26 protein-coding genes are annotated in these 26,103 nt (G+C 68.1%); 16 read left to right on the forward strand and 10 right to left on the reverse strand.

What is annotated here, in order from left to right; genetic code table 11:
- Positions 1 to 35 precede the first annotated feature (35 nt).
- Both QTI51_RS33010 and QTI51_RS33015 read left to right on the forward strand, forming a co-directional pair.
- Entirely contained in the window at positions 36 to 1,004 is a 969-nt protein-coding gene (locus QTI51_RS33010) for a Bug family tripartite tricarboxylate transporter substrate binding protein (protein WP_116913018.1), read from the forward strand.
- 25 nt (positions 1,005 to 1,029) lie between these two features.
- A complete protein-coding gene (locus tag QTI51_RS33015; protein WP_116913017.1) occupies positions 1,030 to 2,361 on the forward strand; it encodes a sulfatase family protein in 1,332 nt (443 codons plus the stop codon).
- A gap of 31 nt (positions 2,362 to 2,392) precedes the next feature.
- On the opposite strand, the gene QTI51_RS33020 is transcribed toward QTI51_RS33015, so the two are convergent.
- Positions 2,393 to 3,289 (reverse strand): NAD(P)-dependent oxidoreductase, encoded by an 897-nt coding sequence (locus QTI51_RS33020; RefSeq protein ID WP_116913016.1) that lies wholly within the window; start codon positions 3,287 to 3,289, stop codon positions 2,393 to 2,395.
- A 105-nt stretch (positions 3,290 to 3,394) separates the two neighbouring features.
- On the opposite strand from QTI51_RS33020, the gene QTI51_RS33025 reads away from it, so the two are divergent.
- Complete coding sequence (locus QTI51_RS33025) at positions 3,395 to 4,252, forward strand: LysR family transcriptional regulator (RefSeq protein ID WP_116913015.1); 858 nt, start codon at positions 3,395 to 3,397, stop codon at positions 4,250 to 4,252.
- A gap of 29 nt (positions 4,253 to 4,281) precedes the next feature.
- On the opposite strand, the gene QTI51_RS33030 is transcribed toward QTI51_RS33025, so the two are convergent.
- The 4 genes from QTI51_RS33030 to QTI51_RS33045 all read right to left on the reverse strand — a co-directional run bounded on the left by QTI51_RS33030 (position 4,282) and on the right by QTI51_RS33045 (position 7,674).
- Positions 4,282 to 5,199, reverse strand: coding sequence for a protein NO VEIN domain-containing protein (locus tag QTI51_RS33030; RefSeq protein WP_116913014.1), 918 nt, complete (start codon positions 5,197 to 5,199; stop codon positions 4,282 to 4,284).
- A 51-nt stretch (positions 5,200 to 5,250) separates the two neighbouring features.
- A complete protein-coding gene (locus QTI51_RS33035) occupies positions 5,251 to 5,994 on the reverse strand; it encodes a hypothetical protein (RefSeq protein ID WP_116913013.1) in 744 nt (247 codons plus the stop codon).
- A 72-nt stretch (positions 5,995 to 6,066) separates the two neighbouring features.
- Positions 6,067 to 6,588 carry an RICIN domain-containing protein gene (locus QTI51_RS33040; RefSeq protein ID WP_165840483.1) on the reverse strand — a complete coding sequence of 174 codons (522 nt, stop codon included), beginning with the start codon at positions 6,586 to 6,588 and terminating at the stop codon, positions 6,067 to 6,069.
- Between the two features lie 66 nt (positions 6,589 to 6,654).
- Positions 6,655 to 7,674, reverse strand: a complete 1,020-nt coding sequence (locus QTI51_RS33045; protein ID WP_116913011.1) for a patatin-like phospholipase family protein — start codon at positions 7,672 to 7,674, stop codon at positions 6,655 to 6,657.
- A gap of 179 nt (positions 7,675 to 7,853) precedes the next feature.
- Between QTI51_RS33045 and QTI51_RS33050 the strand changes: the two genes are divergently transcribed.
- The 3 genes from QTI51_RS33050 to QTI51_RS33060 are packed head-to-tail and all read left to right on the forward strand — an operon-like array spanning position 7,854 to position 9,076.
- Entirely contained in the window at positions 7,854 to 8,285 is a 432-nt protein-coding gene (locus QTI51_RS33050; RefSeq protein WP_165840482.1) for a ribonuclease E inhibitor RraB, read from the forward strand.
- Between the two features lie 42 nt (positions 8,286 to 8,327).
- Entirely contained in the window at positions 8,328 to 8,729 is a 402-nt protein-coding gene (locus tag QTI51_RS33055) for an ester cyclase (protein ID WP_116913096.1), read from the forward strand.
- Positions 8,726 to 9,076: a hypothetical protein gene (locus QTI51_RS33060; protein ID WP_132749022.1), complete on the forward strand. Its 351-nt coding sequence runs from the start codon at positions 8,726 to 8,728 to the stop codon at positions 9,074 to 9,076. Before QTI51_RS33055 ends, QTI51_RS33060 begins: the two co-directional genes overlap by 4 nt.
- 6 nt (positions 9,077 to 9,082) lie before the next feature.
- Here the strand turns inward: QTI51_RS33060 and QTI51_RS33065 are convergent, their stop codons facing one another.
- Positions 9,083 to 9,487: a Rid family hydrolase gene (locus QTI51_RS33065; RefSeq protein ID WP_116913008.1), complete on the reverse strand. Its 405-nt coding sequence runs from the start codon at positions 9,485 to 9,487 to the stop codon at positions 9,083 to 9,085.
- A gap of 184 nt (positions 9,488 to 9,671) precedes the next feature.
- Between QTI51_RS33065 and QTI51_RS33070 the strand changes: the two genes are divergently transcribed.
- Positions 9,672 to 10,595: a LysR family transcriptional regulator gene (locus tag QTI51_RS33070; protein WP_286517421.1), complete on the forward strand. Its 924-nt coding sequence runs from the start codon at positions 9,672 to 9,674 to the stop codon at positions 10,593 to 10,595.
- A gap of 91 nt (positions 10,596 to 10,686) precedes the next feature.
- Here the strand turns inward: QTI51_RS33070 and acpA are convergent, their stop codons facing one another.
- Positions 10,687 to 12,912, reverse strand: coding sequence for an acid phosphatase (gene acpA, locus QTI51_RS33075; RefSeq protein ID WP_116913095.1), 2,226 nt, complete (start codon positions 12,910 to 12,912; stop codon positions 10,687 to 10,689).
- 393 nt (positions 12,913 to 13,305) lie between these two features.
- On the opposite strand from acpA, the gene QTI51_RS33080 reads away from it, so the two are divergent.
- The 5 genes from QTI51_RS33080 (at position 13,306) to QTI51_RS33100 (ending at position 20,170) form a co-directional block, all read left to right on the forward strand.
- The gene (locus QTI51_RS33080) at positions 13,306 to 15,621 is read left to right on the forward strand and encodes an SGNH/GDSL hydrolase family protein (protein WP_116913006.1); all 2,316 of its coding nucleotides are present in this window, start codon (positions 13,306 to 13,308) and stop codon (positions 15,619 to 15,621) included.
- Positions 15,618 to 17,069, forward strand: coding sequence for a cytochrome-c peroxidase (locus tag QTI51_RS33085; protein WP_116913005.1), 1,452 nt, complete (start codon positions 15,618 to 15,620; stop codon positions 17,067 to 17,069). The genes QTI51_RS33080 and QTI51_RS33085 overlap by 4 nt, the downstream gene beginning before the upstream one ends.
- A gap of 19 nt (positions 17,070 to 17,088) precedes the next feature.
- Complete coding sequence (locus QTI51_RS33090; RefSeq protein ID WP_116913004.1) at positions 17,089 to 17,763, forward strand: SEN1982 family lipoprotein; 675 nt, start codon at positions 17,089 to 17,091, stop codon at positions 17,761 to 17,763.
- A complete protein-coding gene (locus QTI51_RS33095; protein WP_286517422.1) occupies positions 17,756 to 18,658 on the forward strand; it encodes a 2OG-Fe(II) oxygenase in 903 nt (300 codons plus the stop codon). Before QTI51_RS33090 ends, QTI51_RS33095 begins: the two co-directional genes overlap by 8 nt.
- Before the next feature lie 96 nt (positions 18,659 to 18,754).
- Positions 18,755 to 20,170, forward strand: a complete 1,416-nt coding sequence (locus QTI51_RS33100; RefSeq protein WP_503011567.1) for a cytochrome-c peroxidase — start codon at positions 18,755 to 18,757, stop codon at positions 20,168 to 20,170.
- A 3-nt stretch (positions 20,171 to 20,173) separates the two neighbouring features.
- Here QTI51_RS33100 and QTI51_RS33105 read toward each other — a convergent pair whose 3' ends face one another.
- Positions 20,174 to 20,656, reverse strand: coding sequence for a MarR family winged helix-turn-helix transcriptional regulator (locus tag QTI51_RS33105; RefSeq protein WP_116913093.1), 483 nt, complete (start codon positions 20,654 to 20,656; stop codon positions 20,174 to 20,176).
- Between the two features lie 85 nt (positions 20,657 to 20,741).
- On the opposite strand from QTI51_RS33105, the gene QTI51_RS33110 reads away from it, so the two are divergent.
- The 4 genes from QTI51_RS33110 (at position 20,742) to QTI51_RS33125 (ending at position 23,889) form a co-directional block, all read left to right on the forward strand.
- Entirely contained in the window at positions 20,742 to 21,920 is a 1,179-nt protein-coding gene (locus QTI51_RS33110) for an FAD-dependent oxidoreductase (protein ID WP_116913002.1), read from the forward strand.
- Positions 21,921 to 22,019: 99 nt separating this feature from the next.
- Entirely contained in the window at positions 22,020 to 22,595 is a 576-nt protein-coding gene (locus QTI51_RS33115) for a PadR family transcriptional regulator (protein ID WP_116913092.1), read from the forward strand.
- Between the two features lie 48 nt (positions 22,596 to 22,643).
- The gene (locus tag QTI51_RS33120) at positions 22,644 to 23,057 is read left to right on the forward strand and encodes a DOPA 4,5-dioxygenase family protein (RefSeq protein ID WP_116913001.1); all 414 of its coding nucleotides are present in this window, start codon (positions 22,644 to 22,646) and stop codon (positions 23,055 to 23,057) included.
- Positions 23,050 to 23,889: a siderophore-interacting protein gene (locus tag QTI51_RS33125; RefSeq protein ID WP_116913000.1), complete on the forward strand. Its 840-nt coding sequence runs from the start codon at positions 23,050 to 23,052 to the stop codon at positions 23,887 to 23,889. Before QTI51_RS33120 ends, QTI51_RS33125 begins: the two co-directional genes overlap by 8 nt.
- Positions 23,890 to 24,023: 134 nt before the next feature.
- On the opposite strand, the gene QTI51_RS33130 is transcribed toward QTI51_RS33125, so the two are convergent.
- Positions 24,024 to 25,556 carry a DHA2 family efflux MFS transporter permease subunit gene (locus QTI51_RS33130; RefSeq protein WP_116912999.1) on the reverse strand — a complete coding sequence of 511 codons (1,533 nt, stop codon included), beginning with the start codon at positions 25,554 to 25,556 and terminating at the stop codon, positions 24,024 to 24,026.
- Positions 25,553 to 26,026, reverse strand: coding sequence for a MarR family winged helix-turn-helix transcriptional regulator (locus tag QTI51_RS33135; RefSeq protein WP_116912998.1), 474 nt, complete (start codon positions 26,024 to 26,026; stop codon positions 25,553 to 25,555). The genes QTI51_RS33130 and QTI51_RS33135 overlap by 4 nt, the downstream gene beginning before the upstream one ends.
- Positions 26,027 to 26,103 lie beyond the last annotated feature (77 nt).

Raw genomic sequence — 26,103 nt, forward strand, 5'->3', positions numbered from 1 at the left:
CCTCCACCCAACGCCGCGACGGCCCCGCTCGCTGCATGAGCCGCCGTGTCGCCGGCCTGCTGGCCATCGCCGCCGCCACGATGGCTTTCGCCGGCGGCGCGGCCGCGCAGGCCAAGCTCGACAGCCCCCTGCACATCGTGGTGGGCTACGCGCCCGGCGGCGCCACCGACCGCGTGGCGCGCATCGTGGGCGACAAGCTCGGCACCAAGCTGGGCGTGGCGGTGGTGGTCGACAACAAGCCCGGCGCGGGCGGACGGCTGGCGGCGCAGCAGGTGAAGATCACGCCCGCCAACCAGAACGTGCTCATGCTCGCCAACCCCGCCGTGATGGTGGTGGCGCCGCTGGTGTTCAAGGACAACAACTACGACGCCGAGCGCGACTTCGTGCCCGTGTCGCACGTGAACGACTACGACTTCGCGCTGGCCGTGTCGCCCACCCTGCCCGTGCGCGAACTGAACCACCTGCTGGCGTGGATGCGCGCCAACCCCGGGCAGGCCAACGTGGGCGTGCCCGCCACCGGCAGCCTGCCGCACTTCTTCGGCCTGATGGTGGGCGAGAAGGCCAAGGTGCAGACCCAGGTCATCGGCTACCGCGGCTCCGCGCCGCTGCTGAACGACCTCATCGGCGGGCAGGTGCCCATCGCGGTGGACACCGAAGACGTCGTGCTGCCGCAGCATGCCGCGGGCAAGCTGCGCATCCTGGCGCTGTCGGGGGCCAAGCGCTCGCCTTTCGCGCCGGACATTCCCACCTTCAAGGAAGCCGGGCTCGATCTGTCCGCCACCGGCTGGAACACCTTCTTCGCCCCCACCAGCATGCCCAAGACCAAGGTCGAGCAGCTGGCCGCGGCCATCCGCGAAGTCATGCAGGACCCGGACACCCAACGCAAGTTCAAGGACTCCGGCATGACGCCGGTGGTCAGCACGCAGGCGCAGACCGCCGCGATGCTGAAGGCCTACAAGACGCAGTGGGCGCCGGTCGTGCAGAAGTCGGGCTACCAGCCCTGAGCCGTCCCAAGAAACCTGTAGAGACATGACCCGACCCAACATCATCTTCATCGTGGCCGACGACCTCGGCTATGCCGACCTGGGCTGCTACGGCGGGCGCGACGCCGCCTTCGGCCCCGTGTCGCCCGTGCTCGACGGCCTGGCGGCCAACGGCCTGAAGCTCACGCAGGGCTACGCCAACTCGCCCGTGTGCTCGCCCACGCGCTTCGGCATGATCACCGCGCGCTACCAATACCGCCTGCGCGGCGCGGCCGAAGAGCCCATCAACAGCAAGAGCCGCGGCAGCACCACGCTCGGCCTGCCCACCGACCACCCCACGCTGCCGTCGCTGCTGAAGGCCGGCGGCTACCAGACCGCGCTCATCGGCAAATGGCACCTGGGCTACCCGCCCACCTTCGGGCCGCTGCGCTCGGGCTACGACGAGTTCTTCGGGCCCATGTCGGGCGGTGTCGACTACTTCACCCACTGCGACTCCACCGGCCGCCACGACCTGTGGTTCGGCGAGGAAGACAGGCAGGAAGAGGGCTACCTCACCGACATCCTGTCGAAGCGCGCGGTCGACTATGTCGAGCGCATGGCCGAACACCAGAAGCACGAACAGGACGCGCCCTTCTTCCTGAGCCTGCACTACACCGCCCCGCACTGGCCGTGGGAGACGCGCGACGACGCCGCGAAAGCGCCGCTGGTGAAGGACAACCTGTTCGACCTGGCCGGCGGCAACATCCACGTGTACCGCCGCATGATCCATCACATGGACGAAGGCATCGGCTGGATCATGGCCGCGCTCGAGAAGCACGGCCTGGCCGACAACACGCTGGTGGTGTTTACCAGCGACAACGGCGGCGAGCGCTTCTCGGACAACTGGCCGCTGGTGGGCGGCAAGATGGACCTGACCGAAGGCGGCATCCGCGTGCCATGGATCGCGCACTGGCCCGCCGTGATCGCCAAGGGCGGCGAGAGCACGCAGCTGTGCATGACGATGGACTGGTCCGCCACCATGCTCGACGCCGCGGGCGTGGCGGCCGACCCGGCCTATCCGCTGGACGGCTTGTCGCTGATGCCCGTGCTGAAAGACGCGACCCAAAGCTTCCGCCGGCCCTTGCACTGGCGCATGAACCACCGCGGCCAGGAAGCCCTGCGCGACGGCGACTGGAAGTACCTGAAGGTCGACGGCAACGAATACCTCTTCAACATTCCCGCGGACGAACGCGAACGGGCGAACCTGGGCAAGAAGGAGCCGGAGCGCCTGGCAGCGATGCGTGCGGACTGGGCAGCGTGGAACGCGACGATGCCTGCGATTCCGGAGGATGCGACGGTGAGCCTGGGGTATTCGGTGAAGGACATGCCGCAGCGCTGAGGGCGCGGCTCGGCACCTGCGGCTTCCCGGATCAGGGCCCGTCACCCATCGCTGCGGGCTCCCCCTCCCGCAGCACCTTGATCACCCCGATCACGTCCTCGTCCCCCTGCCCCCGCCGCATCGCCTGTGCGAACACCACGCGGTTGGTGCGCGCGGCGGGCAGCCACAGGCCGAGCGCCTGCGCCTCGTCGCAGACGAAACCGATGTCCTTGAACGCCTGGCTGATGGCGGCCTGCCGCTCGAAGTCGTCGGCCAGCAGCTTGGGCGCCTTCATGCGCAGCACGTCGTTGGCCAGCGGGCCGGCCTGCGCCATCTCCAGGAACTGCCGCACATCGAGGCCGATGGCGCCCGCGAAGTGCACGGCCTCGGTGATGGCCTCGAAGCTCGCGATCAGCAGCAGGTTGTTCGCGAGCTTCATGCGCATGGCGCCCGGCACGGCGCCGCAGCGCACGGTGCGCTTGCCGATCGCATCGAAGGCGGGCTGCAGCGCGTCGATCTGCGCGGCATCGGCCGCTGCGGCCAGCACCACCAGCTGGCCGGTCTGCGCCGGCGTCTTCGAGCCCGACACCGGCGCCTCGACATAGCGCCCGCCCGCCTCCCCCACGGCGCGCTCCAGTGCCTGCGAGTACGCGGGCGCCACCGTGGCCATGAGCACCAGCGTCTTCCCCTCGACGGGAATGCCGATGCGCCCGCCGGCATCGCGCGCGAGCACGGCGTCGATGTCGCCGTGGCCCGGCAGCATCAGCACGGTGGCGTCGCTGGCCGCGATGGCCTGCGCCGCGCTCGCGGCCACGTCGATGCCCGCCTCGCGCAAGGGTTCGCAGCTTTCGGGGCGGCGGCTGTACACGGTCACGTGCAGCCCGGCCTTCTTCAGGTTGCGCGCAATGGGGTCGCCCATCACGCCGATTCCGATCACGCCTATCTTCATGGTTTCCTTTCAGGGGAAGGCCAATCTAGGGCATCGGATCGTTCTCATAAAATGAATTATTCAGAACGAATTCTTCGTCTCTGACGAACACAAAAGGTCAACGCCATGGAACTCTCCGATCTGCAGGTCTTCAAGGCGGTGGTGCAGACGGGCGGCATCGTGCGGGCGGCCGAGTCGCTGCACCGGGCGCAGTCGAGCGTCACGGCGCGCATCCAGGCGCTGGAAGAAAAGCTGGCCGCGCCGCTGTTCATTCGCGAAGGCCGGCGCCTGCAGCTGGCGCCGGCCGGCCGGGTGCTGCTGCAGTACGCCGACCGGCTGCTCGACCTGGCCAAGGAAGCGAGCGAGGCGGTCAAGCTCGACCAGCCCTCGGGCGTGCTGCGGCTGGGCGCCATGGAAAGCACGGCGGCGGTGCGGCTACCGAAGCCGCTGGGCGAGTTCCACGACGCGCACCCTGAAGTGGCCCTGGAGCTGTATATCGGCGACCCGACCGATCACACGCGGCAGGTGCTCAACGGCGAGCTCGACGCGGCCCTGGTCGCCATTCCGGCATCGGACAAGCGGCTGGCGTCGGTGCCGGTCTACGAGGAAGAGATGGTGCTCATCTCCGAAGCGAAGCACCGGCCCATCGCGTCACCGCGCGACATCGAGGCGAAGGCGCTGCTGGCCTTTCACCCCGGATGCCCGCACCGCAAGCGCTTCGAAGACTGGTTCGCGCGTGCGCGCGTGTCGCCGCAGCAGATGGTGGAAATGGGCTCGTACCACGCCATCCTGGGTTGCGTGGCCATCGGCATGGGCGTGGCGCTGGTGCCCGCGAGCGTGCTGCCGACCTACGCCCAGCGCGACCGGCTCGGCGTGCACAGGCTGAGCCCCAAGTTCCGCCATGCGCAAACCCGGTTGATCTGGCGCCGGGATGCGCCGCAGGCCAAGATCGCGGCGCTCCGGCAGGTGCTGGGGCGCACTTGATCGCGCCTTGATTGCCTTGATCGCCGGGGTCAGCCCAGCGGGTCGTAGCCGGGTGCCGAGCTGATCTCGGTGGCCTTGAAGATCTTGTGCTGCGCTGTCGGCCCGATGGCGTCCAGCACTACCAGCAGGCGCCACAGCGGCTCGCGCGCGGAGCTGGTGCGCTCCTCGGGCGTGAGCTGGAAGGTCGACACGCCCGAGCCGATGCCCTTGGCCACCACCCGCAGCAGCGTGGCGCCCTTCGAGTTCGAGATTTCCAGGTCGTAGCCCAGGTTCTGCTCGGTCACGTTCTCGGCCTTGTAGCCGTAGCCGGTGAAGTGGCGCGTCACGTAGGCGAGCGCCGCGGCCTGTATTTCTTCCTGCGAGGCTTGGCTGGCGACCACGGGTGCAAGGTCGGCCGGCTCGGGCACGTTGCTGCGCGCCTTGGCGGCCTTGATTTCTTCTTCGCTCGGCTCCCAGCCGCGCGGGCCGCGAACCAGCACGGCGAGCTTGCTGTCGAGTTCCCAGCTCGCCACGTGCCATTCGTCGTCGTCGCGCACGCGGGTGGACACCTTGGCGTCCTTGTTGCTCTCGACCTCGGAAATGGCGATGCGGTTGGTCTGCACCACGGCGCGGAAACCCTGGCCTGCGTCCCAGGTGCGCTTGAGCAGGGCCAGGCGGTCCTTGGCGCGCTGCACCTGGTGGGCGCTGCGGGCGCCGCCGTCGGCACGGCGCTGCACGTCGAGCGATTCGAGGCAGAACCAGCGTCCGCCGGCGCCTACGCTCACCCACTCGGCCCAGATGGTGGCGATGACGTTGTCGCCCGTTGCCAGCCAGGCATGGTCGAACGGCTTCTCGCGGGCGTCGAACACGCCCATCTTGGCCACGATTTCGACCGGCGTGAGCCGTGGTCCGGACAGTCGCTTTTCATTGATGACAGCGAGTACCTGGGAGTCGACTTCGTTTTCCATTCAGCGCGTTTCTGGCAAGTTGTTGTGGGGGCTGGAAGTATGCCGCATCCGTCATTCGGCCCTGCGCCACCGGCCCGAACCGGGGCACGGCTCCACCAGCTCGCCGTTCAGCCGCACCTGCTCCGCGTCCAGCTGCGATGCGGCGGTGGCGGGGTCGATGTCGAACGACAGACCCAGCAGGCGCGCCACCTCGGCCTGCTCGATGGGCAGCTCCCAAGTCAGGAACACCAGCGTGTCGTCACCGCCCGCCGGGAAATCAGCCGCGTCGAAGCCGGCACTGCCGCGCCGCACGACGGCATGCGGCTGGCAGGTGTCGAAGATCACCGCGGTGCCGCGCGCCAGCGGCATGCGCACGCCGGCACCGGGGAAATGCACGTCGAGCCCCTTGTCCTCGCTGAGGAACAGGTTGCAGAAGGCGGCGCTGCCGTACTGCGCGCCATCGTGGTGGTAATGGGCGCCGCGGCAGGCCATGAGGGCGACATCGCTGGCCGCCAGCACGTCGGCCAGGCCCAGGGTGCGCGTCCAGTCGGACACCGCCTGCACGCAATGCTTGTAGTCGGGCCAGCGCGTGCGCGCCCGCGCCAGCGGCAAGGGCTCGACATCGCCGGGCTCCAGCGCCAGGCGCTGCACGATGTCGCGCGCCCAGTCGGCGACCAGGCGCTCGGGCGGCGCCGGCACGTCGAGGGTGGTGCTCGGCACGGTGCGGCTCACGCTGCGGCTGCGGATGACGTCGCCGCTCCAGAAATAGGAGGCCAGGAGGTCTGGCGCGCCATGCGGCCGGGCGGGTGAGTTCATCCGGCGCAGTGTAGTGAGGGCTCCTGACGGCGGCGCCAGGGAACGGAAGGGAACGACAGGGAACGACAGAGATCAGGGCTTGAACAGCGGCGCGAACGCCCATGCCTGTCCCTTGAACGCCGCGTAGTCCAGCGTGACGCTCACCGCGTTCGGCGGCGTACCGCCCGAGGTGCCGCCCGAGATGCCGATGACCTTCGGGTCCAGCGCATTGCTGACCACGCTCTTGCTCTGCACGGTCCAGTAGCCCGGCATCATCGTCGGCGACAGGCACCACAGCTGGTCGTCGCGCTCGTCTTCGGCCGGCCTGGACACGACGATGCTGCCGCTGGCCGCCAGCGTCAGCACAAAGCCCGTGCCCATCTTCGTGCGCAGGTACCACCATCCCGGCGCGCCGGCCGGCACGAACTCCCATTGCTGGTTGAGCCCTTCGTTCAGCGGGTACGCAATGACCTGCTGGTTGTCGGCCTTGTTGTTCTGGAACACGTCCAGCACCAGCCCCTTGGGCTCCAGCAGCCGGATGTAGAACACGTCCTGAACGCCGTGCGTGCTCTTCGACCCAATGGGGGCAACCGCCCTCTTCTCGGTGATCGTCATCATTTCTCCTTTGCGCAGTTCGTCGCGCGGTTCATGGCGCAGTTCGTAGCACGGTGGCGTGCGCGGTCAGGTCTCGATGGGCATCACCGACCGGCGCCAGTGCAGTTCGACGAGCTCCAGCGCGTGGTCGATGTTTTCGCGGTTGCCGCTGTCCTGCAACAGCGCAAGGGCCTGCGGGCTGGTCGAGTTCTCGGGAATGAAGCACGGCAGGCGCGGGTTGATGTTGGCGTAGCGCTTGCCGAGCAGCAGCCGCGCCATCGTCGGCATGACTTGCGCCGACGTGCCGTTCAGGCACATGTCGAGCATGGGCGACGGCCGGGCCTGGTTCATGAGAAACGGCGGCGTGTTGTCGAAGGGGTTGGCCACGCCGTTCATCCACTGGTCGGCGCCCCAGTCGTGCGTGTCCTCGGCGACCCAGTCGGGCATCAGCCCGGTGCCGATGGTGATCGCCGTGATGTCTTCCAGCGCATGGCCCTTGTGCACCGCCAGCGCGATGGCCGCGACCGTGGGGTCGTGGTTGAAGTAGGTGCCGTCGACGTTGCCGTCGAACGAGCCCAGCTGCCCCGGCATCGCGCCGCTGGATGTCGCTGCCTTGGCGATGGCGTAGCCGCCGTGGCCGTCCAGGCCCTGCAGCCGGTCGGCCTCGTCGAGCATGTTGGTGTACATGCGCGGCTCCCACGGCCGGGGCACCACGATGCCGTCCACCACGTCGAGGCCCCCGACATTGAACGACACGAAGAGCGCCTTCCTGTCCTTGAGCCCGTTGACGGGTGCATCACCGTGCAGCAAGTACTGCGAGGCGTAGGCCTTGTCGATGTCATAGGCGGGCTTGCGCGGGTCGGCGCTCATGTGGTCGTAGAACTTGATCTCGCCGTGGGTGAACAGCTTGATGAGCTCAGGCGGCGTCTTCCCCGCCAGGATCTCGCTGGTGATGATCGACCCCGTGGAGCAACCCGCAATCAGGTCCGTCGTGTCGAGCATCCAGGGGTGGTTTTCCCATAGCCGGTTCAGGATCGTCGAAGACATCAGCCCGCGTATGCCCCCACCCACGAACGCGAGGATGGTGAATTTCCTTTTAGTCGCCACTGCCAACTCCTTTGAAGAAAAGATATGACTTCAGACCCCGGGGCAGCGAGTCTCGGCGTTGCGGCGGTGCATCGTCTACGAGTGGAATCCCGTTCAGGAGAACGACGTAATTCACGAGGGTGCGGTAGCCAATGCAGCGCGGCTGTTCGAAACAGAATGCGGTGCAAAAGAGCACAGGCATGTCTATTCGCAACGCACCCTCCGGCTTCTGCACGGCGTTCGCGCTCGTCGCGACAGCAGCACCCACGCCGGCGCAAGCCGCAGGTGAAATTCAACTCTCTCAATTGCAGGGCATGTTTGCGGACATGCGCGCAAAGACGACGTGGAACCTCGACGGGCCCATGCTCTGGGGCTACTTCTTCTTCGACCCGGAGCCGAAGAAACTGGAGCTCGCGGCAAGCGAATTGCGCACGCTCGGCTATCGCTTCGTCAACCTGCAACAGGTTGCTGGAAGACAGACGTTTCGGTTGCACGTCGAACGCGTCGAGGTTCATTCACCTGAATCCCTGAACGCTCGCAACAACGAGTTCTACGCATTGGCCAAGAAGTATTCGCTTGCGTCATACGACGGCATGGACGTAGGGCCCGCCGCCGCTTCGCCTGCAAAATGAATGCTCGGCACTTCGACCATTGACAAACCGAAAGCACCCGACATGACCGACACCGATCTGCGCGTCATCTATCGCGACTACATCGCCTGCCTCAACGCTCGCGACTTGGCGAACCTCGATAAATTCGTTCACCCGCAGGCGCGCCACAACGGACGGCAATTCGGTGTGTCCGGCTACAGGGACATGCTGGAGAACGACTGCCGAGAGATTCCCGATCTCTTCTTCGATGTCGATCTGCTGGTCTGCGAGCCCCCGCACGTCGCGAGCCGCATTCGCTTCGACTGCGCACCGAAGGGCGAATTTCTCGGGTTGCCTGTGAACGGCCGGCAAATCTCTTTCACCGAGAACGTGTTCTATGAATTTAGCGACGGAAAAATTTTGAACGTGTGGTCGGTCATCGACAAGGCGGCCATTGAAGCGCAGCTTGCACCGGTGAAGTCTTGAGCCTCGAAATTCAATCGACCTCCCCGACCGGGCGCTATCAGCTCCAGGTCGATCCCTGGGAAGCCAGAAATTCCCATTGGGTGCTGTCCCCGCAAATCGCCGACGGCGAGAGCGGAAGAATTCTTTTCAGGCTTTCTGCATCCGCATGGTCGGCCGAAAACTCCGCGTGGGAAAACGACGAAGTGGTACGCATCGACCTGCGCAAATACCCCGGCGACCAGCCTCGCCCGTGCCTGGTCGTCCGCTTGAATTGCGCGCAGGAAACGGGTGGCCTCGAAGACGATCACGCCGTTCCGTTCGCGGCGCTCGAAGCCTTGCTCGAAGAAGCGCTTTTCAGCGCGTCTTGAGGCCGCTCAACCGCCCGCCGCCTCGGGCAGCTTCGCGATCACCTTGATCTCGAACTTGAAGCCGTAGAGCCAGGTCACGCCGATGCCTGTCAGCGTCGGGTGCGGCGCCTCGCCCCAGAACTCGGGCACCAGCTTCCAGATGGTCTCGAAGTTCGCTTCGGGGTCGACGACGAACACGGTCACGTCGACCACGTCGTCGAAGGTGCAGCCCGCGGCCGCCAGCACGGCGTTCAGGTTGCCGAAGGCGAGCCGCACCTGTGCCTCGAGGTCGGGTTCGGGCGAGCCGTCTTCGCGGCTGCCGACCTGGCCCGACACGAACAGGAAACCGTTGGAGCGAACGGCCGGCGAATAGCGGTTCTTTTCATAGAGCGCCTGGCGGCCAAGGGGAAAAACGACGTCGCGCTGGGTCATGGAGTGCCTTTGTATGGAATGGGTCGGTGAGCCGGCATCGAAGCCGCCCCAGGATCACGGTGAAGGGACTTTAGGCACTGCCCCGCTCGCGATAAACAGGCAAGGCCAACAATCACTGTTTGTGGATTCCAAACAATCCCGTCCTTCACAAGACCAGACCCGACCAGACCGAACAGGATCAGCCATGGACCGTTTCGATGCGATGCAGGCGTTCGCGCGCGTGGTGGAAGCCGGCAGCTTCACCAAGGCGGCCGGCACGCTCCACATGAGCAAGACCACCGTGACGCAGCTCGTGCAGCAGCTGGAGGCGCGCCTGCGCGTGAAGCTGCTCAACCGCACCACGCGCAAGGTGAACGTGACGGCCGACGGCGCGGCCTACTACGAGCGCGTGGTGCGGCTGCTGGCCGACATGGACGACGCGGAAACCAGCCTGTCCGACGCGTCGGCGGCGCCTCGCGGCCGGCTGCGGGTGGACGTGCCCAGCCCGCTGGCCCGCACGATCCTGGTGCCGGCTCTGCCGGGCTTCTGCGCGCGCTACCCCGACATCCAGCTCGACATGGGCGTGAGCGACCGCATGGTGGACCTGATCGGCGAGAACGTGGACTGCGTGGTGCGCGGCGGCGAGCTCACCGACCAGTCGCTGATGGCGCGCCGTGTGGGTGACCTGCAGCTCGGTGTCTACGCGGCGCCCGGCTACCTGGCGCTGGCCGGCACGCCCGCGCACCCGCACGCACTCGAAGACACGCACCACCGCATCGTCGGCTTCCTGTGGTCGCGCAACGGCAAGACCTTTCCGTACGCGATGCGCCGCGGCGACGAGCGCATCGAGGTGCAGGGGCGCTACGTGCTGTCGGTAGACGACGGCAACGCCTACCTCGCGGCCGGCCTGGCCGGGCTGGGCGTGCTCTGGCTGCCGGACTACATGGCCAAGGCGCACGTGGCGCAAGGCGAACTGGTGCCGCTGTTCGAAGACTGGCGGCTCGACCCGATGCCGCTGTACGTGGCGTTTCCGCCGAACCGGCATGTGAGCGCCAAGCTGCGCGTGTTCATCGACTGGGTGGCGCAGCTGATGGCGCAGCACGCGCCGGTGGCCGTGGGGCTCGGCTAAAGGCCAGACCTAGGTGGCGTAACGCTAGAAAAGCGTGATGGAGCAGCCGGGCGCCTGAAGGCACCCGGCTGCCGAACCTTCACACCGCAGCTCAGGACTTGCCGAAGCTCAGCGCGCCGGTCAGGTCACCCATCGGGTGGCTGCCGTTCTTCACGAGCGCGGTGTCGCGGTCGACCAGGCCCTTCAGCGGCGGCAGCGACCAGCGGTGCGTGATGAAGCGCAGCGTGGAGGCGGTGTCGTACTGCGTCTTGTCGACAAAGCCCCTCTTGGAGAACGGCGAGACGATCAGCGCGGGAATGCGCGTGCCGGGGCCCCAGCGGTCGCCCTTGGGCACGCCGGCGTGGTCGTAGAAGCCGCCGTTTTCGTCGTAGGTGACGACCACGAGCATGTGGCCCCACTGAGGGCTGGCCTGCAGCTTGGCCAGCACGTTGGCGATGTGGGCGTCGCCGTCGGCCACGCTGGCATAGCCGGCGTGCTGGTTCAGGTTGCCCTGCGGCTTGTAGAAGCTCACGGCGGGCAGCGTGCCGGCGGCGGCGTCCTTCAGGAAGTCGGCGTCGAAGTCCTTCAGGTGGGCGGCGCGCGCGTCCGGGTGGGCCGACGGGTCGAAGGCCGCGTAGTAGTTGAACGGCTGGTGGTGGAACTGGAAGTTCGGCGTCTGCGCGGCGGGCGGCACGGCCACCGGGAACTTGCGGTCGCCGCTGGCGATGGCGGAGGTGTCCTTCCACGCACCGCCGTACCAGGCCCAGCTCAGGCCCTTGGCCGTGAGCAGGTCGCCGATGGTGGTCTGCGTCTGCGGCGGCAGCGTACTGGCATTGGCCGGGTCTGCGAAGAGCTTGCCGGTGTCGCTGCTCGCCGGAGCGACGTTGCTGGGCTGGTACGGCGGCTGCATGGTGTTCACCGCGTAGAAGTTGCCGGCCGCATCCTTCGGCGTGATGGTGTTGTCGTTCAGGTAGGTGGGCGCGCCGTTCAGCACGGAAGTCGGCGCGCCGGCCTTGGGCGTCAGGCGCACGAAGTTGCCGTCGGCGTCGGTGTCGATGGCCGAGATCGACTTGACGACCGGCGAGTTCGCGCCGTCGGCGTTCGGGTACAGCGGCGCGCAGGCGCACACCAGGTACTGGTGGTTCAGGAACGAGCCACCGAACGCGCCCATGAAGAAGTTGTCGGCCAGCGTGAAGTTCTTTGCCACTTGCCACAGCTGCATCTGGGTGCCGTCGTAGTAGCCCATGCTCAGGCCACCCGCGTCGGAGTAGGCGGCGAACTTGTCGTTCTTGCCGCCGTTGATCTGCATCTGGTTGTTGTAGAAGCGGTGCACCAGGTCGCGCGTGATGACCGTCTGGTCGACCACCGTGGTGGTGTTGAAGAAGCCAGCCTTCGCGTCGATCTGGAACATCTTGTTGGGCATGCCGACGGTGGCCTGCTGAATGATCTGCACCGTCTGGCCGCCGGCGGTGACGCCGTTCCACACCGGTGGCAGCGTCGGCAGCGTCGAGCCGTCGAAATCCTTCTGCGGCTCGGGCGTGCTCGTCGACGACGTCGGGTTCACGCCCGGAATGCCGTTGGCGCCGGGGAACAGGCCGTACAGGTTGTCGAAGCCACGGTTTTCCGCGTAGATCACGACCACGTTGGTGATCTGGTCGAGCGCGAAGCGGTTGCGCAGCGCGGCGATCACGTCGCCGCCGGCACCGGCCTCGGCCACCGCTTCGGCGATGCGCTCGAGCGACTGGTCGATCTCGTTCTGCAGCGCGGTCTTGATGGCCGCGTCGCTCACCTTGTTGTGGTCGGCCAGCAGCTGCGCTTCGCTCACGCCGATGCGTGCGGCCAGCGCGGTGCGCGCGGCGGCCAGGTTGCCGCCGTTGGCGTCCATCAGCGCGACGAGCTCGGTGGTGATGGCGTTCACCACGCCGTTGGCGCTGGCCGGGGCGCGGAACACCAGCGGCTGGGTGACGGCGCTCTCGGTGTTGGTGGCGGGGTTGAAGCGCTTGCTCGAGGTGCCGATCTCGGCGACCACGGCGCCCTCGCCCTTCAGCGTGAAGGCGCCGTTGGCGTCGGTGGTGGTGCTGACTTCGCCGCTGTCGCAACGGCCGTTGTTGTTGGCGTCGATGCAGACCTTGGCGTTGCGGTAGTAACTGCCGGTGACGACGCCCGAGGTCGTGGGCCCGGCGCTGCTGGAGGGGAACCCGAAAAAGCCCGGGCCGCTGTCGCCGCCGCCGCAGGCCGCGACCAGCGCCGCCGCGGCGATGGCTGTAGGCCAGGGGGTGAGGTGGCGTACGAGTTTGCGCCCGCGAGCGGACACGTTGCTGCGTTGGAAGGTGGTCATCATGTGTGGAGTTATGAGATGTGGATGAGCCTGACCAGCGGTCGGCGGGCGTGATGCTCTGCCCGCGCCGTGACAGCCACATTTCAGTCGGCGCAGTGACGGGAAACCGCCGAAAAATCAGCCGATGGTCAGGTGAAAGTCAGCCTTCGCCCCGGCTTTCCGCGCGCAAAAGAAGGGCTCCAGCAGCCCTTCTCCGTCGGTTCGACTCGCTAATTCGCAGCTAAGTCATTTGCCGCCGGACTGACATGGGGCAACCCTAGATTCACCGGCGGTCCGCGGCAGCGGCACCTGTGCCTGGTCGACCGGGCAGCCGGGTGCCGTGCACGTGCATCACGCCCTCCCCCCATTGTTTGAAAGAAGAAATTGAAAGCCACTCCAACAATCAGATCAGGCTTGCTGTATCCCGCCTTGACGGTGCTCGCGGCCTCGCTGCTGGCCGCGTGCGGCGGTGGCGGCGACGGCCCGGGCATCGCCTTCCTGCCGCCCGCCACCCAACCCGCAGGCTCCGGCACCACGGTGAGCGGCGTGCTCACGGCCAGCGCCTTCAAGCCCGGCAGCAGCACCGACCCCGTGGTCGCGGCCGGCTACTACGCAGGCGCCACGGTGTGCGTGGACAGCAACGGCAACGGCCGCTGCGACACCGGCGAGCCCGCCGCCGTCACCGATGCCAACGGCAAGTTCAGCCTGTCGCTGTCGGCCGCCTCGGCCCTCATCGCCGACATCGGCACCAACGCGAAGAACACCGCCACCAACACCAAGGTGGCCACGCGCGAAGTGCTGCGCGTGATGCTCGACCAGGTGCAGGAACAGGGCGCGACCGTGGTGGTGAGCCCGCTGTCGTCCGAAGTGGCGCGGCTGGTGGAAGCCAACCACACCAGCTACGCCGTCGAGAAGCAGAACCTGGCCACGCGCCTGGGCGTGCCCGCGGCCTCGCTGCTGGGCGACCTGAACGCCGCCAGCGGCACGGTGCAGACCGCGCTGCTGAACGAAGCCAACGCGCTGAACAACCGCTTCGCCTACGCCACCACCAAGCTCGACCGCGGCGACAAGTTCCCCGACGCGCTGGCCAACCCCGGTGGCGACCCGCGCCTGACCGGTATGGCCGGGGTGACCACCGCCACCGCGAACGTGGCGGACAACCGCAAGCCCATCACCTTCCTGCAGTCGCAGCAGGCGGCGTTCAACGTGGAAGGCATTCCGCGCTACGACAACATCTTCATCGTGATGCTGGAGAACAAGGCCACGATGTCGATCCTGAACTCGGCCTACGCGCCGAAGATCAACGGCTACCTGAAGGCCGGCAACCAGCTCGTGAGCTACTACGCCACCGGCAACCCGAGCGAGCCCAACTACACGGCGCTGGGCGGCGCGGACGACTGGGGCATCACCGACGACGCGCAGTGGAACTGCGACGCCACCGGCGCCAACGCGGTGCAGGACACGCCAACGCCTGACAGCTCGCAACCCGGCCTGAGCAAGTCGCCGTTCGCGGCCACCTGCACGCAGTCCGCCGCGGTCAACCACAACATCGTGGGCCGGCCCAACCTGTTCAACGCCATCACCAAGGCCGGCCTGACCTGGCGCACGTACAGCGAGTCGATGAACCCGGGGCAAGACTTCCGCACCGACAGCGTGGCCGACACTTCCGTCAGCGCCAAGGACAACGTGTATGCGCCGGGCACGCTGGGCGGCAACGCCACCGCCGTGGGCGACGCCACGCTCACGCTGCCGCTGCCGGCCGGCCTGTACAAGACCAAGCACCACCCCGGCATGGCCTACCAGAACGTGCGCAGCGCGCCCGAATGGAAGTACAGCAACCGCACCATGGGCGGCGGCCAGTGGGACGCCGCGCTGAAGAACAGCCTCGACTACACCATTCCGGCCGGCTACGACTACGACCAGCTCGGCAGCGACCTGGCCAGCGGCAACGTGGGCAACCTGAACTTCCTGGTGCCCGACCAGTGCGACGACATGCACGGCATCAGCGTGAAGGGCACCAACGGCGGCGGCGCCACCGGCACCGCGAGCGATTGCAGCAGCGTTGCCAACAACGTGTCGGCCACCGCCGTCTCGCCGATCATCACGCGCGGCGACAACTACGTGGACTACACCGTCAAGCGCATCCAGGCCTCGGCGCTGTGGAAGAACCCGCAGAAGCGCGTGGCCATCGTGCTGATGTTCGACGAAGGCAATGCCACCAGCGGCTTCAACTCCTGCTGCGGCTGGAACCCGCTGAAGGGCAGCGACCCGGCGCACCCGGTGCGCCCGCTGATGCAGAACGCGGACGGCAGCTGGACCTTCGACCCCAGCATCAACAACTACCAGGTGGGCAACCGCGGCCACGGCGAGAGCATCTTCGGCATCCTGACCAACCAGGCGGACGCACCCAAGGGCGTGTCCGACAGCGATGCCTACAGCCACTTCTCGTTCGTGCGCACGCTGCAGGACATGTTCCAGCTGGCCGACCCGACCGACGACGCCACGTACATGAACCGCTCGAAGTACACCGAGGCCTTCATCGCCGCGAACATCATGAACCTGCCGGACTACGCGGGCAGCGCGGACACGCACTTCGACAGCGTGCGGCCGATCAACCATGCCTTCGTGATTCCGGCGAGCTACACGCAGAAGCAGTCGGGCGACGTGTCGACCACGGCGCAGGTCGGGGCCGATACCAACCAGGTCAATGTCTGGTCGCTGAAGCAATGAGGTCACACCGTTCAGGCCCGCAAGGGCCGGCGGTGGCACGCCCGGGCTGGCTGGCGCTTGCTCGGGTTCGGGCCCTGGCCTGGGGCGCGGCGGGCATCGCGGGCGCGATGCTCGCCGCGTGCGGCGGCAGCAGCGGCGGCGGCTCCGCTGCCGCGCTGCCAGGCGCGGCTGGCGCACCGGCGGCGGTGGCCTCCGCGCCACCCCCCTCATCGGCCAGCACGCTGAGCCTCGCCGCGCAAGTCGGCCAGAAGATGTTCTTCGACAAGAACCTCTCGGGCTCCGGCACCATGTCGTGCGCCAGCTGCCACGACCCGGCGCACGCGCACGCGCCGGCCAACGACCTGTCGGTACAGCTCGGCGGCGCGCACATGGACCAGGCCGGCCTGCGCGCCGTGCCCTCGCTGCGCTACAAGGACATCACCCCGCCCTACGCCGACCTGCTGGACAACCCGGACGGCATCAGCGTGCCGGGCCCGGGCGGCGGCTTCACCGCCGACGGCCGCGCCGACACGCTGGCTGCGCAGGCGCGCATTCCGCTGCTCGACCCGATCGAGATGGCCAACGCCAGCAGCGCAGACGTGGTGAAGAAGCTGCAGGCCGCCGACTACGCACCGCTTGTCGCCAAGGCCTTCGGGGACAAGGTGTTCGACGACAGCGACGCAGCCTTTGCCAGCGCGCTGAAGGCCCTGCAGGCCTACCAGCTCGAGGACAACAGCTTTCACCCGTACAGCAGCAAGTTCGACAAGTACGCGAGCAACAAGATCGGCGGCACGCTCACGCCCGCGGAAACGCGCGGCCTGAAGGTGTTCACCAACCCGAACACCGGCAACTGCGCCTCGTGCCACTACCAGGGCGCGGGGCTGAACGGCAGCTCGGCGCTGTTCACCGACTTTTCCTACGAGGCGATCAGCGTGCCGCGCAACGCAGGCATCGCGGCCAACAACGACCTGAAGTACTTCGACATGGGTGTGTGCGGCCCGCTGCGCACCGACCATGCGCCGGCCGGGCCCAATGCCGCGAACAGCTTCTGCGGCATGTTCAAGGCGCCCACCCTGCGCAACGTGGCGACGCGCGGCGCCTTCTTCCACAACGGCGTGATGCATTCGCTGGAGCAGGTCGTTCGCTTCTACAACACGCGCGACACGCAACCCGAGCTCTGGTATCCCACCGTGGGCGGCACGCCGAAGGCGAAGAACGACCCGGGCTTTCCGACCTATGGCCTGGTCACCACGCAGTACACGGGCGGCAAGGTGCAGAAGTACGACGACCTGCCGGCGGCCTACGCGTCGAACATCGACACGCAGCTGCCGATGGACGGCCGCGCCGCGGGCTCGGCGCCGCCGATGTCCGAGCAGGACATCTCCGACCTGATCTGCTTCCTGAACATCCTGAGCGACGCGGACACCCAGCCCGCCACGCCGGCGAAGCCGGGGGCGTGCACCAATTGATTTCTTCCCTTTCTCTTTCATGAACAAGAAAAACATCTACGCGGCCACGGGTGCGCTTAGCTTTGCCGCGCTGGCCCTGCTCTCCGGCTGCGGCCCGCAGCAACCCGAAGCCAACCTGCAGGACATGACGGCCGCGATGAACGCCTACCTCGCGAAGAAGGGCGACCTCTGCCTGGGCAAGACCCAGTGGCCCATCGACGTGCCGCAGCGCGAAGTCGGCACGCGCGCGCGCAACGCAGTGCAGATGCCGGTGCTGGAGCACGTGGGGCTGGTGAGCGCGTCCGAAGCGAAGGTCGAGGACGTTAAGGAAGGCGAGCAGCCCACCGAGATCACCGTCACGCGCTATGTGCTGACCGAGGAAGGAAAAAAGTACCTTCACACGCGCGGCACACCCGGCACACCCGGCACTACCGACACGCAAGCCGACTTCTGCGCCGCGCACCTCACGCTCGACAAGGTCGTGGGCTGGGAAGCGCGCAAGGAAACCGGCGACGCCGACAAGGCGAAGAACGCGGCGGCCGATGCCGTCTCTGTCACCTACACCTACAAGGTCGAGGCCGCGCCGTGGACCGGCGACGCCGACGTGCAGAAGGCCTTCCCCATGGTCGACCGCGTGGTGCGCGGCGCCGGCACGATGCAGCTGAAGCAGAACTTCAGGCACACCGACAGCGGCTGGGTGCCCGAAGGTGTCTGAGCCGGCGGACGCGGTGCTGCGCTTCGCGCCCGCGCTGAGCGAGTGGGTGCTGCACAACCTGCGCCAGGGGTGCGCGCCCGCGCAGGTCATGGAGGCCATGCGCGCGCAGCGCATGCCTGCAGAGGCGGCCCGGTCCATCGTCGATGCCTTCGTGTTCGCGCTGCGCACCGGCAGCCCCGTGCCCGTCGACTCGGTGACGGTGGCGCCGCCCTACCAGTACGAGCCGTCGCGCTTGCCGCAGGGCACGTCGATTCGCGCGGCGGACCGCCTCGTGCGCGTGGCGGCCCGCGCCGCGCAGCCGGCGATGGCCGTGCTGAACGACGTGCTCGACGCACAGGAGTGCGAGGAACTGATCGCGCTGGCGCGCCCGCGGCTCACGCCGTCGACCACGGTCGATCCGCTGACCGGGCAAGACCGCGCGGGCGGCCATCGCAGCAGCCTGGGCATGTTCTTCAGGCTGCGCGAAAACCCGCTGGTCGCGCGCATCGACGAGCGCGTCTCCGCGCTCATGAACCTGCCGGTGGAGAACGGCGAGGGGCTGCAGGTGCTGCACTACCCGGCGGGCGCGCAGAGCCTGCCGCACTTCGACTTTCTGGTGTCGTCCAACGCCGCCAACCAGGCGTCGCTGCAACGCAGCGGCCAGCGCGTGAGCACGCTAGTGAGCTACCTCAACGACGTGGAAGAAGGCGGGGAAACGGTGTTTCCGGAAACCGGCTGGTCGGTGTCGCCGCAGCGTGGCAGCGCCGTGTACTTCGAGTACTGCAACAGCCTGGGCCAGATCGACCCGGCCTCGCTGCATGCGGGCGCCGCGGTGGTGCGAGGCGAGAAATGGGTCGCGACCAAGTGGATGCGGCAGCGCCTCTTCGTGCCTGCGCCGGCACCGCTGGGCCGCTGACACGCGATTGACACACCGCTGACACACGCCCGGCCGATCCTCGCGGCTGCGCTGCGGCCCTGCCCCTTGCTCCGCGCCCTGCTCCTCCAGTTCCACGTGCCTGCGACGTTCTTTTCTTCCACCCGCCTGGGCCACCCGGTGCGCCTGGCTGCAGCTGCCGTGCTCTGCGCCCTGCTGGCCGCATGCGGCCCCGCGCCCGGTGCCGCGTCGCTGACCGCCGCTACACCGGCACCCGCGCCGCAGGCCGCGCCCACGCCGGCCACTCCCGGTACAAGCGAAACAGGCGCGACGGGCGCAGCAGGCGCAACAAGCCCCACCGGCGCCACGCCCGCCTATGTGGGCGCCACCTACGCACCCGTTCCCGGCCGCCCGCAGCCCAGCGCCGCGCAGCTCACCGACATCGGCCGGCGCATCTTCTTCGACGGCAGCCTGTCGGCGTCTGGCAAGGCGTCTTGCGCGAGCTGCCACGATCCGCAGCACGCCTGGGGGCCGCCGAACGCGCTGTCGGTGCAGCTCGGCGGCGTGGACGGCAAGCGCGAGGGCCCGCGCGCCGCGCCGTCGTTGCGCTACCTGGAAACGCTCACCGCCTTCACCGAGCACCACCACGACAACGACGGCGACGACAGCGTGGACGCCGGCCCCACCGGCGGCCACATGTGGGACGGCCGCGCCGGCTCGGCGCACGAGCAGGCCGGCATGCCGCTGCTGTCGCCCGACGAGATGGGCAACGCATCGGTGCAGGAGGTGGCGGCCAAGCTCGAACGCGCGAGCTATGCCGGCGCGCTCCGCAAGGCCTTCGGCGACGACGTGTTCAAGGACCCGAACGCCGCCTTCAAGGCCGCGGGGCTGGCGCTGGAGGTGTTCCAGCAGTCGCCGAGCGACTTCTACCCGTTCACCAGCAAGTTCGACGCGGTGCTGCGCGGCCAGGTCAAGCTCAGCGCGGCCGAGGCGCGCGGGCAGCAACTGTTCAACGACGCGGCCAAGGGCAACTGCGCTTCGTGCCACATCAGCGAACGCACGCAGGACGGCGCGTTTCCCTTCTTTACCGACTACGGGCTCATTGCGCTCGGCGTGCCGCGCAACCGCAAGCTGAAGGCCAACGCGGACCCCGCCTTTCATGACATGGGCCTGTGCGGCCCGTACCGCACCGACATGAAGGACCACCCCGAGTACTGCGGCCTGTTCCGCACGCCCACGCTGCGCAACGTGGCGGTGCGCCAGAGCTTCTTTCACAACGGGGTCTTCCACTCGCTGGAGGAAGCCATTCGCTTCTATGCCCAGCGCGACACCGCCCCCGAACGCTGGTATGGGCGCACGCGCAACGGCATCGTGCAGAAGTACGACGACCTGCCCGCGCAGTACCACGCCAACGTCAACACCGAAGCCCCCTTCGGCCAGAAGCGCGGCGACAAGCCGGCGTTGACCGAGGCGGAGATACGCGACGTGGCGGCTTTCTTGCGCACGCTGACGGACGCCGACCAGAAGAACGCGCCGGTCACCGCGGCGCGATAGGGCCTATCGGGCGTCAGCTTCGGTATCGGCGTCGGTCCCTGCCGCGCCCCCGGCGCCCATGCGCTCGACATTCGCATCGAGCCGCACCAGCAGCGCCGTCAACTGCGCGATCTCTTCCTGCGAGAAGCCGGCCAGCGCGCGTTGCGCGTGCGCATCCATCAGCGCCTTCGCCTTGGGCAGCCGCCTGGCGGCCAGCGGCGTGAGCGAGATGAGGCGGCTGCGGCCGTCCTGCGGGTCGGGCACGCGCTCGACCAGGCCGTCGCGCTCCATGCGGGCCAGCAGCTGCGCCATGCTGGGCTGCTCGACCTGCGCGATGCGCGCGAGCTCGGCCTGCGAGAGCGCCTTGCGCAGCTTGAGCGACACCAGCACCGGCAACTGGCCCACCGCCAGGCCCAGCTCGCGCAGGCCGCCGTCTGCAATGCGCATGAAGCCGCGCGTGACGCGGCCGATGAGCTTCAGGGGGTTGGGTTCGTGGATGTCGGTCATGCGGGGCATTCTAACTTCATAGCCTCCTATGCTAATATGAATAGGAGCCTATCTTTCAACGCGCATTCCCTTCGGAGATCGACCGATGACCCACCCTCCCCGCATCGCCATCGTCGGCGCCGGCCCCGGCGGCCTCACGCTGGCGCGCATTCTTCACCTGTCGGGCATTGCTGCCACGGTCTTCGAGCGCGAAGAAGGCCCGCTCGTGCGGCCCCAGGGCGGCACGCTCGACCTGCACGAAGAGTCGGGCCTGCTGGCCGTGCGGCGCGCCGGGCTCGACGCCGAGTTCCAGCGCATCGCGCGCTACGACGACCAGGGCTCGCGGCTGCTCGACAAGACCGGTCGCGTGCTGTTCGAAGAGCCCGACGCCTCGGCCGGCAACCGCCCCGAAGTCGATCGCACCGCGCTGCGCGACATGCTGCTGGCGTCGCTGCCGCCCGGTCGCGTGCAGTGGGGCCGTTCGTTGCGCGACGTGCGGCTGCAAGGTGGCGGCAGTGGCGGCGGCTGGAACCTGTTGTTCCCCGACGCCGAAGCCGGCCCCTTCGACCTGGTGGTCGGCGCGGACGGCGCCTGGTCGCGCGTGCGGCCGATGCTGTCGCCGTACAAGCCGCAGTACAGCGGGCTGACCTTCGTCGAGTTCGGCATCGACGATGTCGACCGCCGCCACCCGGCGCTCTCGCAGCTGGTGGGCCGCGGCAAGCTCGACGTGCAGGGCGACGGCAAGATGCTCATCGCGCAACGCAACGGCCACGCGCACATCCGCGGCTACGCGATCTTCCGGGTGCCGCCGGACTGGGCCGCGAAGCGCTTCGACTTCACCTCGCCCGCCGCCGTGCGCAGCGCGCTGCTCGCGGAGTTCGCGGGGTACGCGGACGCCATCACCGACCTTTTTCGCGCCAGCAACGACCACTTCGTGCCGCGGCCCATCCACGCGCTGCCGGTGGGCCATTGCTGGACGTCGCGGCGCGGGCTGACGCTGCTGGGCGACGCGGCGCACCTGATGTCGCCCTTCGGCGGCGAAGGCGTGAACGCGGCGATGCGCGACGCGGCCGAGCTGGCGGCGCTGCTTGCCGCGCAGGACGACTGGGCGGCGGCCGTCGCCACTTACGAAATGCACATGTTCGAACGCGTGGCCGAAGCCGCCGAAGGTTCGGCCGAGGGCGCGGCGGTGCAGATGTCGCATGTGGGCGAGGCACTGGCGCTGGCGCACCTGCAGGCACATCGGGCGGATCAAACACAGAGGCGTCAGGCAACGACCGCCTGAAGCTTCCGCCACCTCGCGGGGCGTCCTTGCTGTATCGATTTGACTTTATTTTAGATATATCTAAAATAATTCCGATACACATCACAAAGGATGCCCACCATGAGACATTTCCATCACGCCCATCACCACTGCCGCACCGCCCGCGGCGAACATGAAGACGGCCTTTCCGGTGGCCGCGGACCGCGCGGCGGCCGTGGCGGCGGCGGCGGGCGCGTGTTCGGCCACGGCGGCCTGCGCTTCGTGCTGCTGCAGCTCATCGCCGAAAAGCCGGCCCACGGCTACGAGCTGATCAAGGCCATCGAAGACCGCCTGGGCGGCAGCTACGCACCCAGCCCCGGCGTGGTCTACCCCACGCTCACGCTGCTCGAAGAGCTCGGCTACCTCAGCGTGGAAAACGCCGACGGCGGCGGGCGCAAGCGCTACAGCGTCACCGACAGCGGCCAGGAGTTCCTGGCGGCCAACCGCGAGACGGCCGACGCCATGATGGCCCGCATGAACGGCGGCGTGGACGGCGCCGGCCCTCGCGGCGGGCGCCCGCCGCAGGTCACGCGCGCCATCGAGAACCTCAAGCTCGCCATGCGCATGCGCCTGTCGGGCACGCCGCTGACCGAGCAGCAGGCGCACGACTTCGCCGCCGTGCTCGACAGCGCCGCGCAGCAGATCGAGAAGATCTGAGCCGCACCCCGTCGCTGCACGCAACCGCCCTCCTCATTCGCCACGGCCATGCCCCACAACATCGCAACGATCAGGGGCTACCACGCCCATGTCTACTTCGACGCCGCCACGCGCGCCACGGCGCTCGCCGTGCGGCATGCGCTCACCGGCTGCTTCGAGCTGCGGGTGGGCGGCCTGCGCGACGCGCCCGGCGGCCCGCACCCGAAGCCGTCGTACCAGCTCGGGTTCACGCCCGGCCAGTTCGACCACGTGGTGCCCTGGCTCATGCTCAACCGCCAGGGCCTCGACGTGCTCGTGCACCCGCTGACGGGCGACGACGCCGGCGACCACGCTTTTCGCGCGCTGTGGCTGGGCACGCCGCAGCCGCTGGACATCGACTTCCTGCGCGGCCCGCCGGTCACGGCCGCAGCGCCTTCCCCATCTCAACCCGCCCTGCTCACACAGGAAACCTGCAATGACTGACTTCAGCACATCACCTGCTTCCACCGCCCCCGACCGCACGCCGCGCCGGGTGCGCCACGACCTGCGGTTTCGCCAGCTCACGGTGAAGACCGCCGAGCGCGTCACGCCGCACCTGATCCGCATCACGCTCACCGGCGCCGACCTCGCGGGCTTCAACAGCCCCGGCTTCGACGACCACGCGAAGATCTTCTTTCCCGATGCCAATACCGGCAAGCTCACGCTGCCGACCGCCGGCCCCGACGGGCCGGTGTGGCCCGCCAGCGGCCGCCCCACCATGCGCGACTACACGCCGCGCCGCCACGACGCCCAGGCCAACACGCTCGAAATCGACTTCGCGCTGCACGAGGCCGGCCCCGCCACCCGATGGGCCGAGCAGGCCAAGCCCGGCGACGTGGTCGGCGTGGGCGGCCCGCGCGGCTCGTTCATCGTGCCGACCGAGTTCGACTGGCACCTGCTGATCGGCGACGACACCGCCCTGCCCGCCATCTCGCGCCGACTGGCCGAGTTGCCCGCCGGCGCGCGCGTGGTGGTGCTGGCCGAAGTCGACAGCGAGGCCGACGAACTGCCGTTCGATACGCAGGCCGAACTCACGCTGCACTGGGTGCACCGCCGCGGCGCCGAGCCGGGCACGAGCACCGTGCTGGTCGACGCGCTGAAGGCGGCCAAGCTGCCGGCCGGCGACTTCCATGCATGGGTGGGTTGCGAGTCGGCGATTGCCAAGGCGCTGCGCGCGCACCTGGTCGGCGAACGCGGCGCGAACCCGAAGTGGACGCGGGCCTCGGGGTACTGGCGCAAGGGCGCCGCCGCGACGCACGATTCGCACGACGAGTAGTCCGGTCTTGCTCCTTCCCCCTTTGGGGGAAGGCTGGGATGGGGGCAAGCGGCGTTCGACAAGCCGCTGATGACGTACAGGCCGTCGTGCCCCCACCCCTGCCCTCCCCCAGCGGGGGAGGGAGAAATGCAGAGTCAGTGCGGCACTTCCGCCGGCCCCGACGTCGCCGCGTTCCGCCGCGGGCTCCTGATCAACAACAGCAGCGGAATCGCCAGCACCGTGATCACCATCATGATCCCGAAGTCGTCCAGGTACCCGATCAGCGCGCCCTGCCGCGTCACCTCGGCGTTGATCAACGCCAGCCCGGTCATCGTGTCGGGCGACATCATCTGCGGCAGCGTCGACAGCGCCTGGTTGCCGGGCGCCACGGTCGCGGCGATCTGCGCATGCGCCTTGCTCGAACCCTCGGTCAGCAACGCCTGCACGATCGAGATGCCCACGCTGCTGCCGATGTTGCGCAGCAGGCTGAAGATGGGCGTGCCCTGGTTGCGCAGCCGCGGCGCCAGCGTGGCGAAGGTGGCGGTCGACAGCGGCACGAAGGTGAAGCCAATGCCCAGCCCCTGGATGAAGCCCGACATGATGATCAGGCTGCTGTCCATCTGCAGCGTGAGCCGCGTCATCTGGTAGAGCGAGAACGCCGTCAGGCCGAAGCCCACCGCCATGATCGCGCGCACGTCGATGCGCTGCACCAGCCGGCCCACGATGATCATCGCGATCATCGTGCCCACGCCGCGCGGCGCGGTCACCTCCCCGGTGTAGATCACCGGATAACCCATCAGCCCCTGCAGGAAGTTGGGCAACAGCGCCATGGTCGCGAACAGGATCATGCCGACGATGAACGCGAACAGCAGCCCGGTGACGAAGTTGCGGTCTTTCAGCAGGTCGCGGTCGAAGAACGACACGCCCTGCACCGTCCACGTGTGCACCACGAAGAAGCCGAAGGCCACCAGCGCGGCGGCCGCCTCGAGCTTGATTTCCCACGAGTCGAACCAGTCGAGCTGCTCGCCGCGGTCCAGGAAGAGCTGCAGCATGCCGATGGCCAGGCTCAGCGTGACGAAGCCGAAGATGTCGAGCTTCTCGCCCTGCGGCCGGCTCTCGGGCAGGTAGCGCGCAATGCCCCAGAACGCGAAGATGCCCACCGGCAGGTTGATGAAGAACACCCAGCGCCAGTCGAAGTTCTCGGTGAGCCAGCCGCCCAGCAGCGGCCCGAGGATGGGCCCGACCATGATGCCCGCGCCCCAGATGGCCATGGCCTGGCCGACCTTTTCGCGCGGGTTGATGTCCAGCAGCACCGCCTGCGACAGCGGCACCAGCGCGGCCCCGAAGATGCCCTGCAGCAACCGCGCCGCCACGATGCCCACCAGCGAGGTCGCCAGACCGCACAGCGCCGACGCCACCGTGAAGCCGATCACCGAGATGATGAACACGCGCCGCCGGCCCCAGTGGCCGCACAGCCAGCCGGTCAGCGGCAGCGCGATGGCCGAGGCCACGATGTACGAGGTGAGCACCCAGGTGATCTGGTCCTGCGAGGCCTGCAGGCTGCCCTGCATGTGCGGCAGCGCGACGTTGGCAATGGTCGTGTCCAGCGCCTGCATGATGGTCGCCAGCATGATCGAGATGGTGATCATGCCCTTGTGCGGCACGGTGGTTCCGGGCGCGACGCTCATGGCTTCTGGCCCCCGCCGGTGATGTCCACCAGGCTGCCCTGCACACGGCCCAGCAGGCTCAGCAGCTGCGCGCGCTCGGGCTGCGTCAGCACCGACATCACGCGCGCGTTGAGGCCGTCGCTGATGCTCAGCGCGGCGTCGAGCGCCTTCTCGGCGCTGGGCTCCAGGAGGATGTTGTTGACGCGGCGGTCGGTGGCACTGGGCTCGCGGCGAATCCAGCCGGCGGCGGCCATGCGGTCGCACAGGCCGGCCACGGCCATCGGGCTCAGGTCGAGGCGCTGGGCCAGCTCGGCCTGAGAAAGCGGTTCGACCTCGCCCGGGTCGCCGTGCATGGCCAGCGCGCCGAGCAGGCGGCACTGGGCGCTGGTAAGGCCGATGCGTTCGCGCGCCAGGCGGTCGAACTCTTCGATGTAAAGCTTGCCGACGCTCTTGACGAGAAAGCCGAAACGCTGGGTGAAGTCCCTTTTCATAAGGGACTGGATTATCTACATGTTTATTAGTTTGGCATTAGCAACGCCAAGCCAATGCTCATCCACTACAGCCCGAC

Source organism: Variovorax sp. J22G73, from assembly GCF_030317035.1.
GTDB lineage: Bacteria > Pseudomonadota > Gammaproteobacteria > Burkholderiales > Burkholderiaceae_C > Variovorax.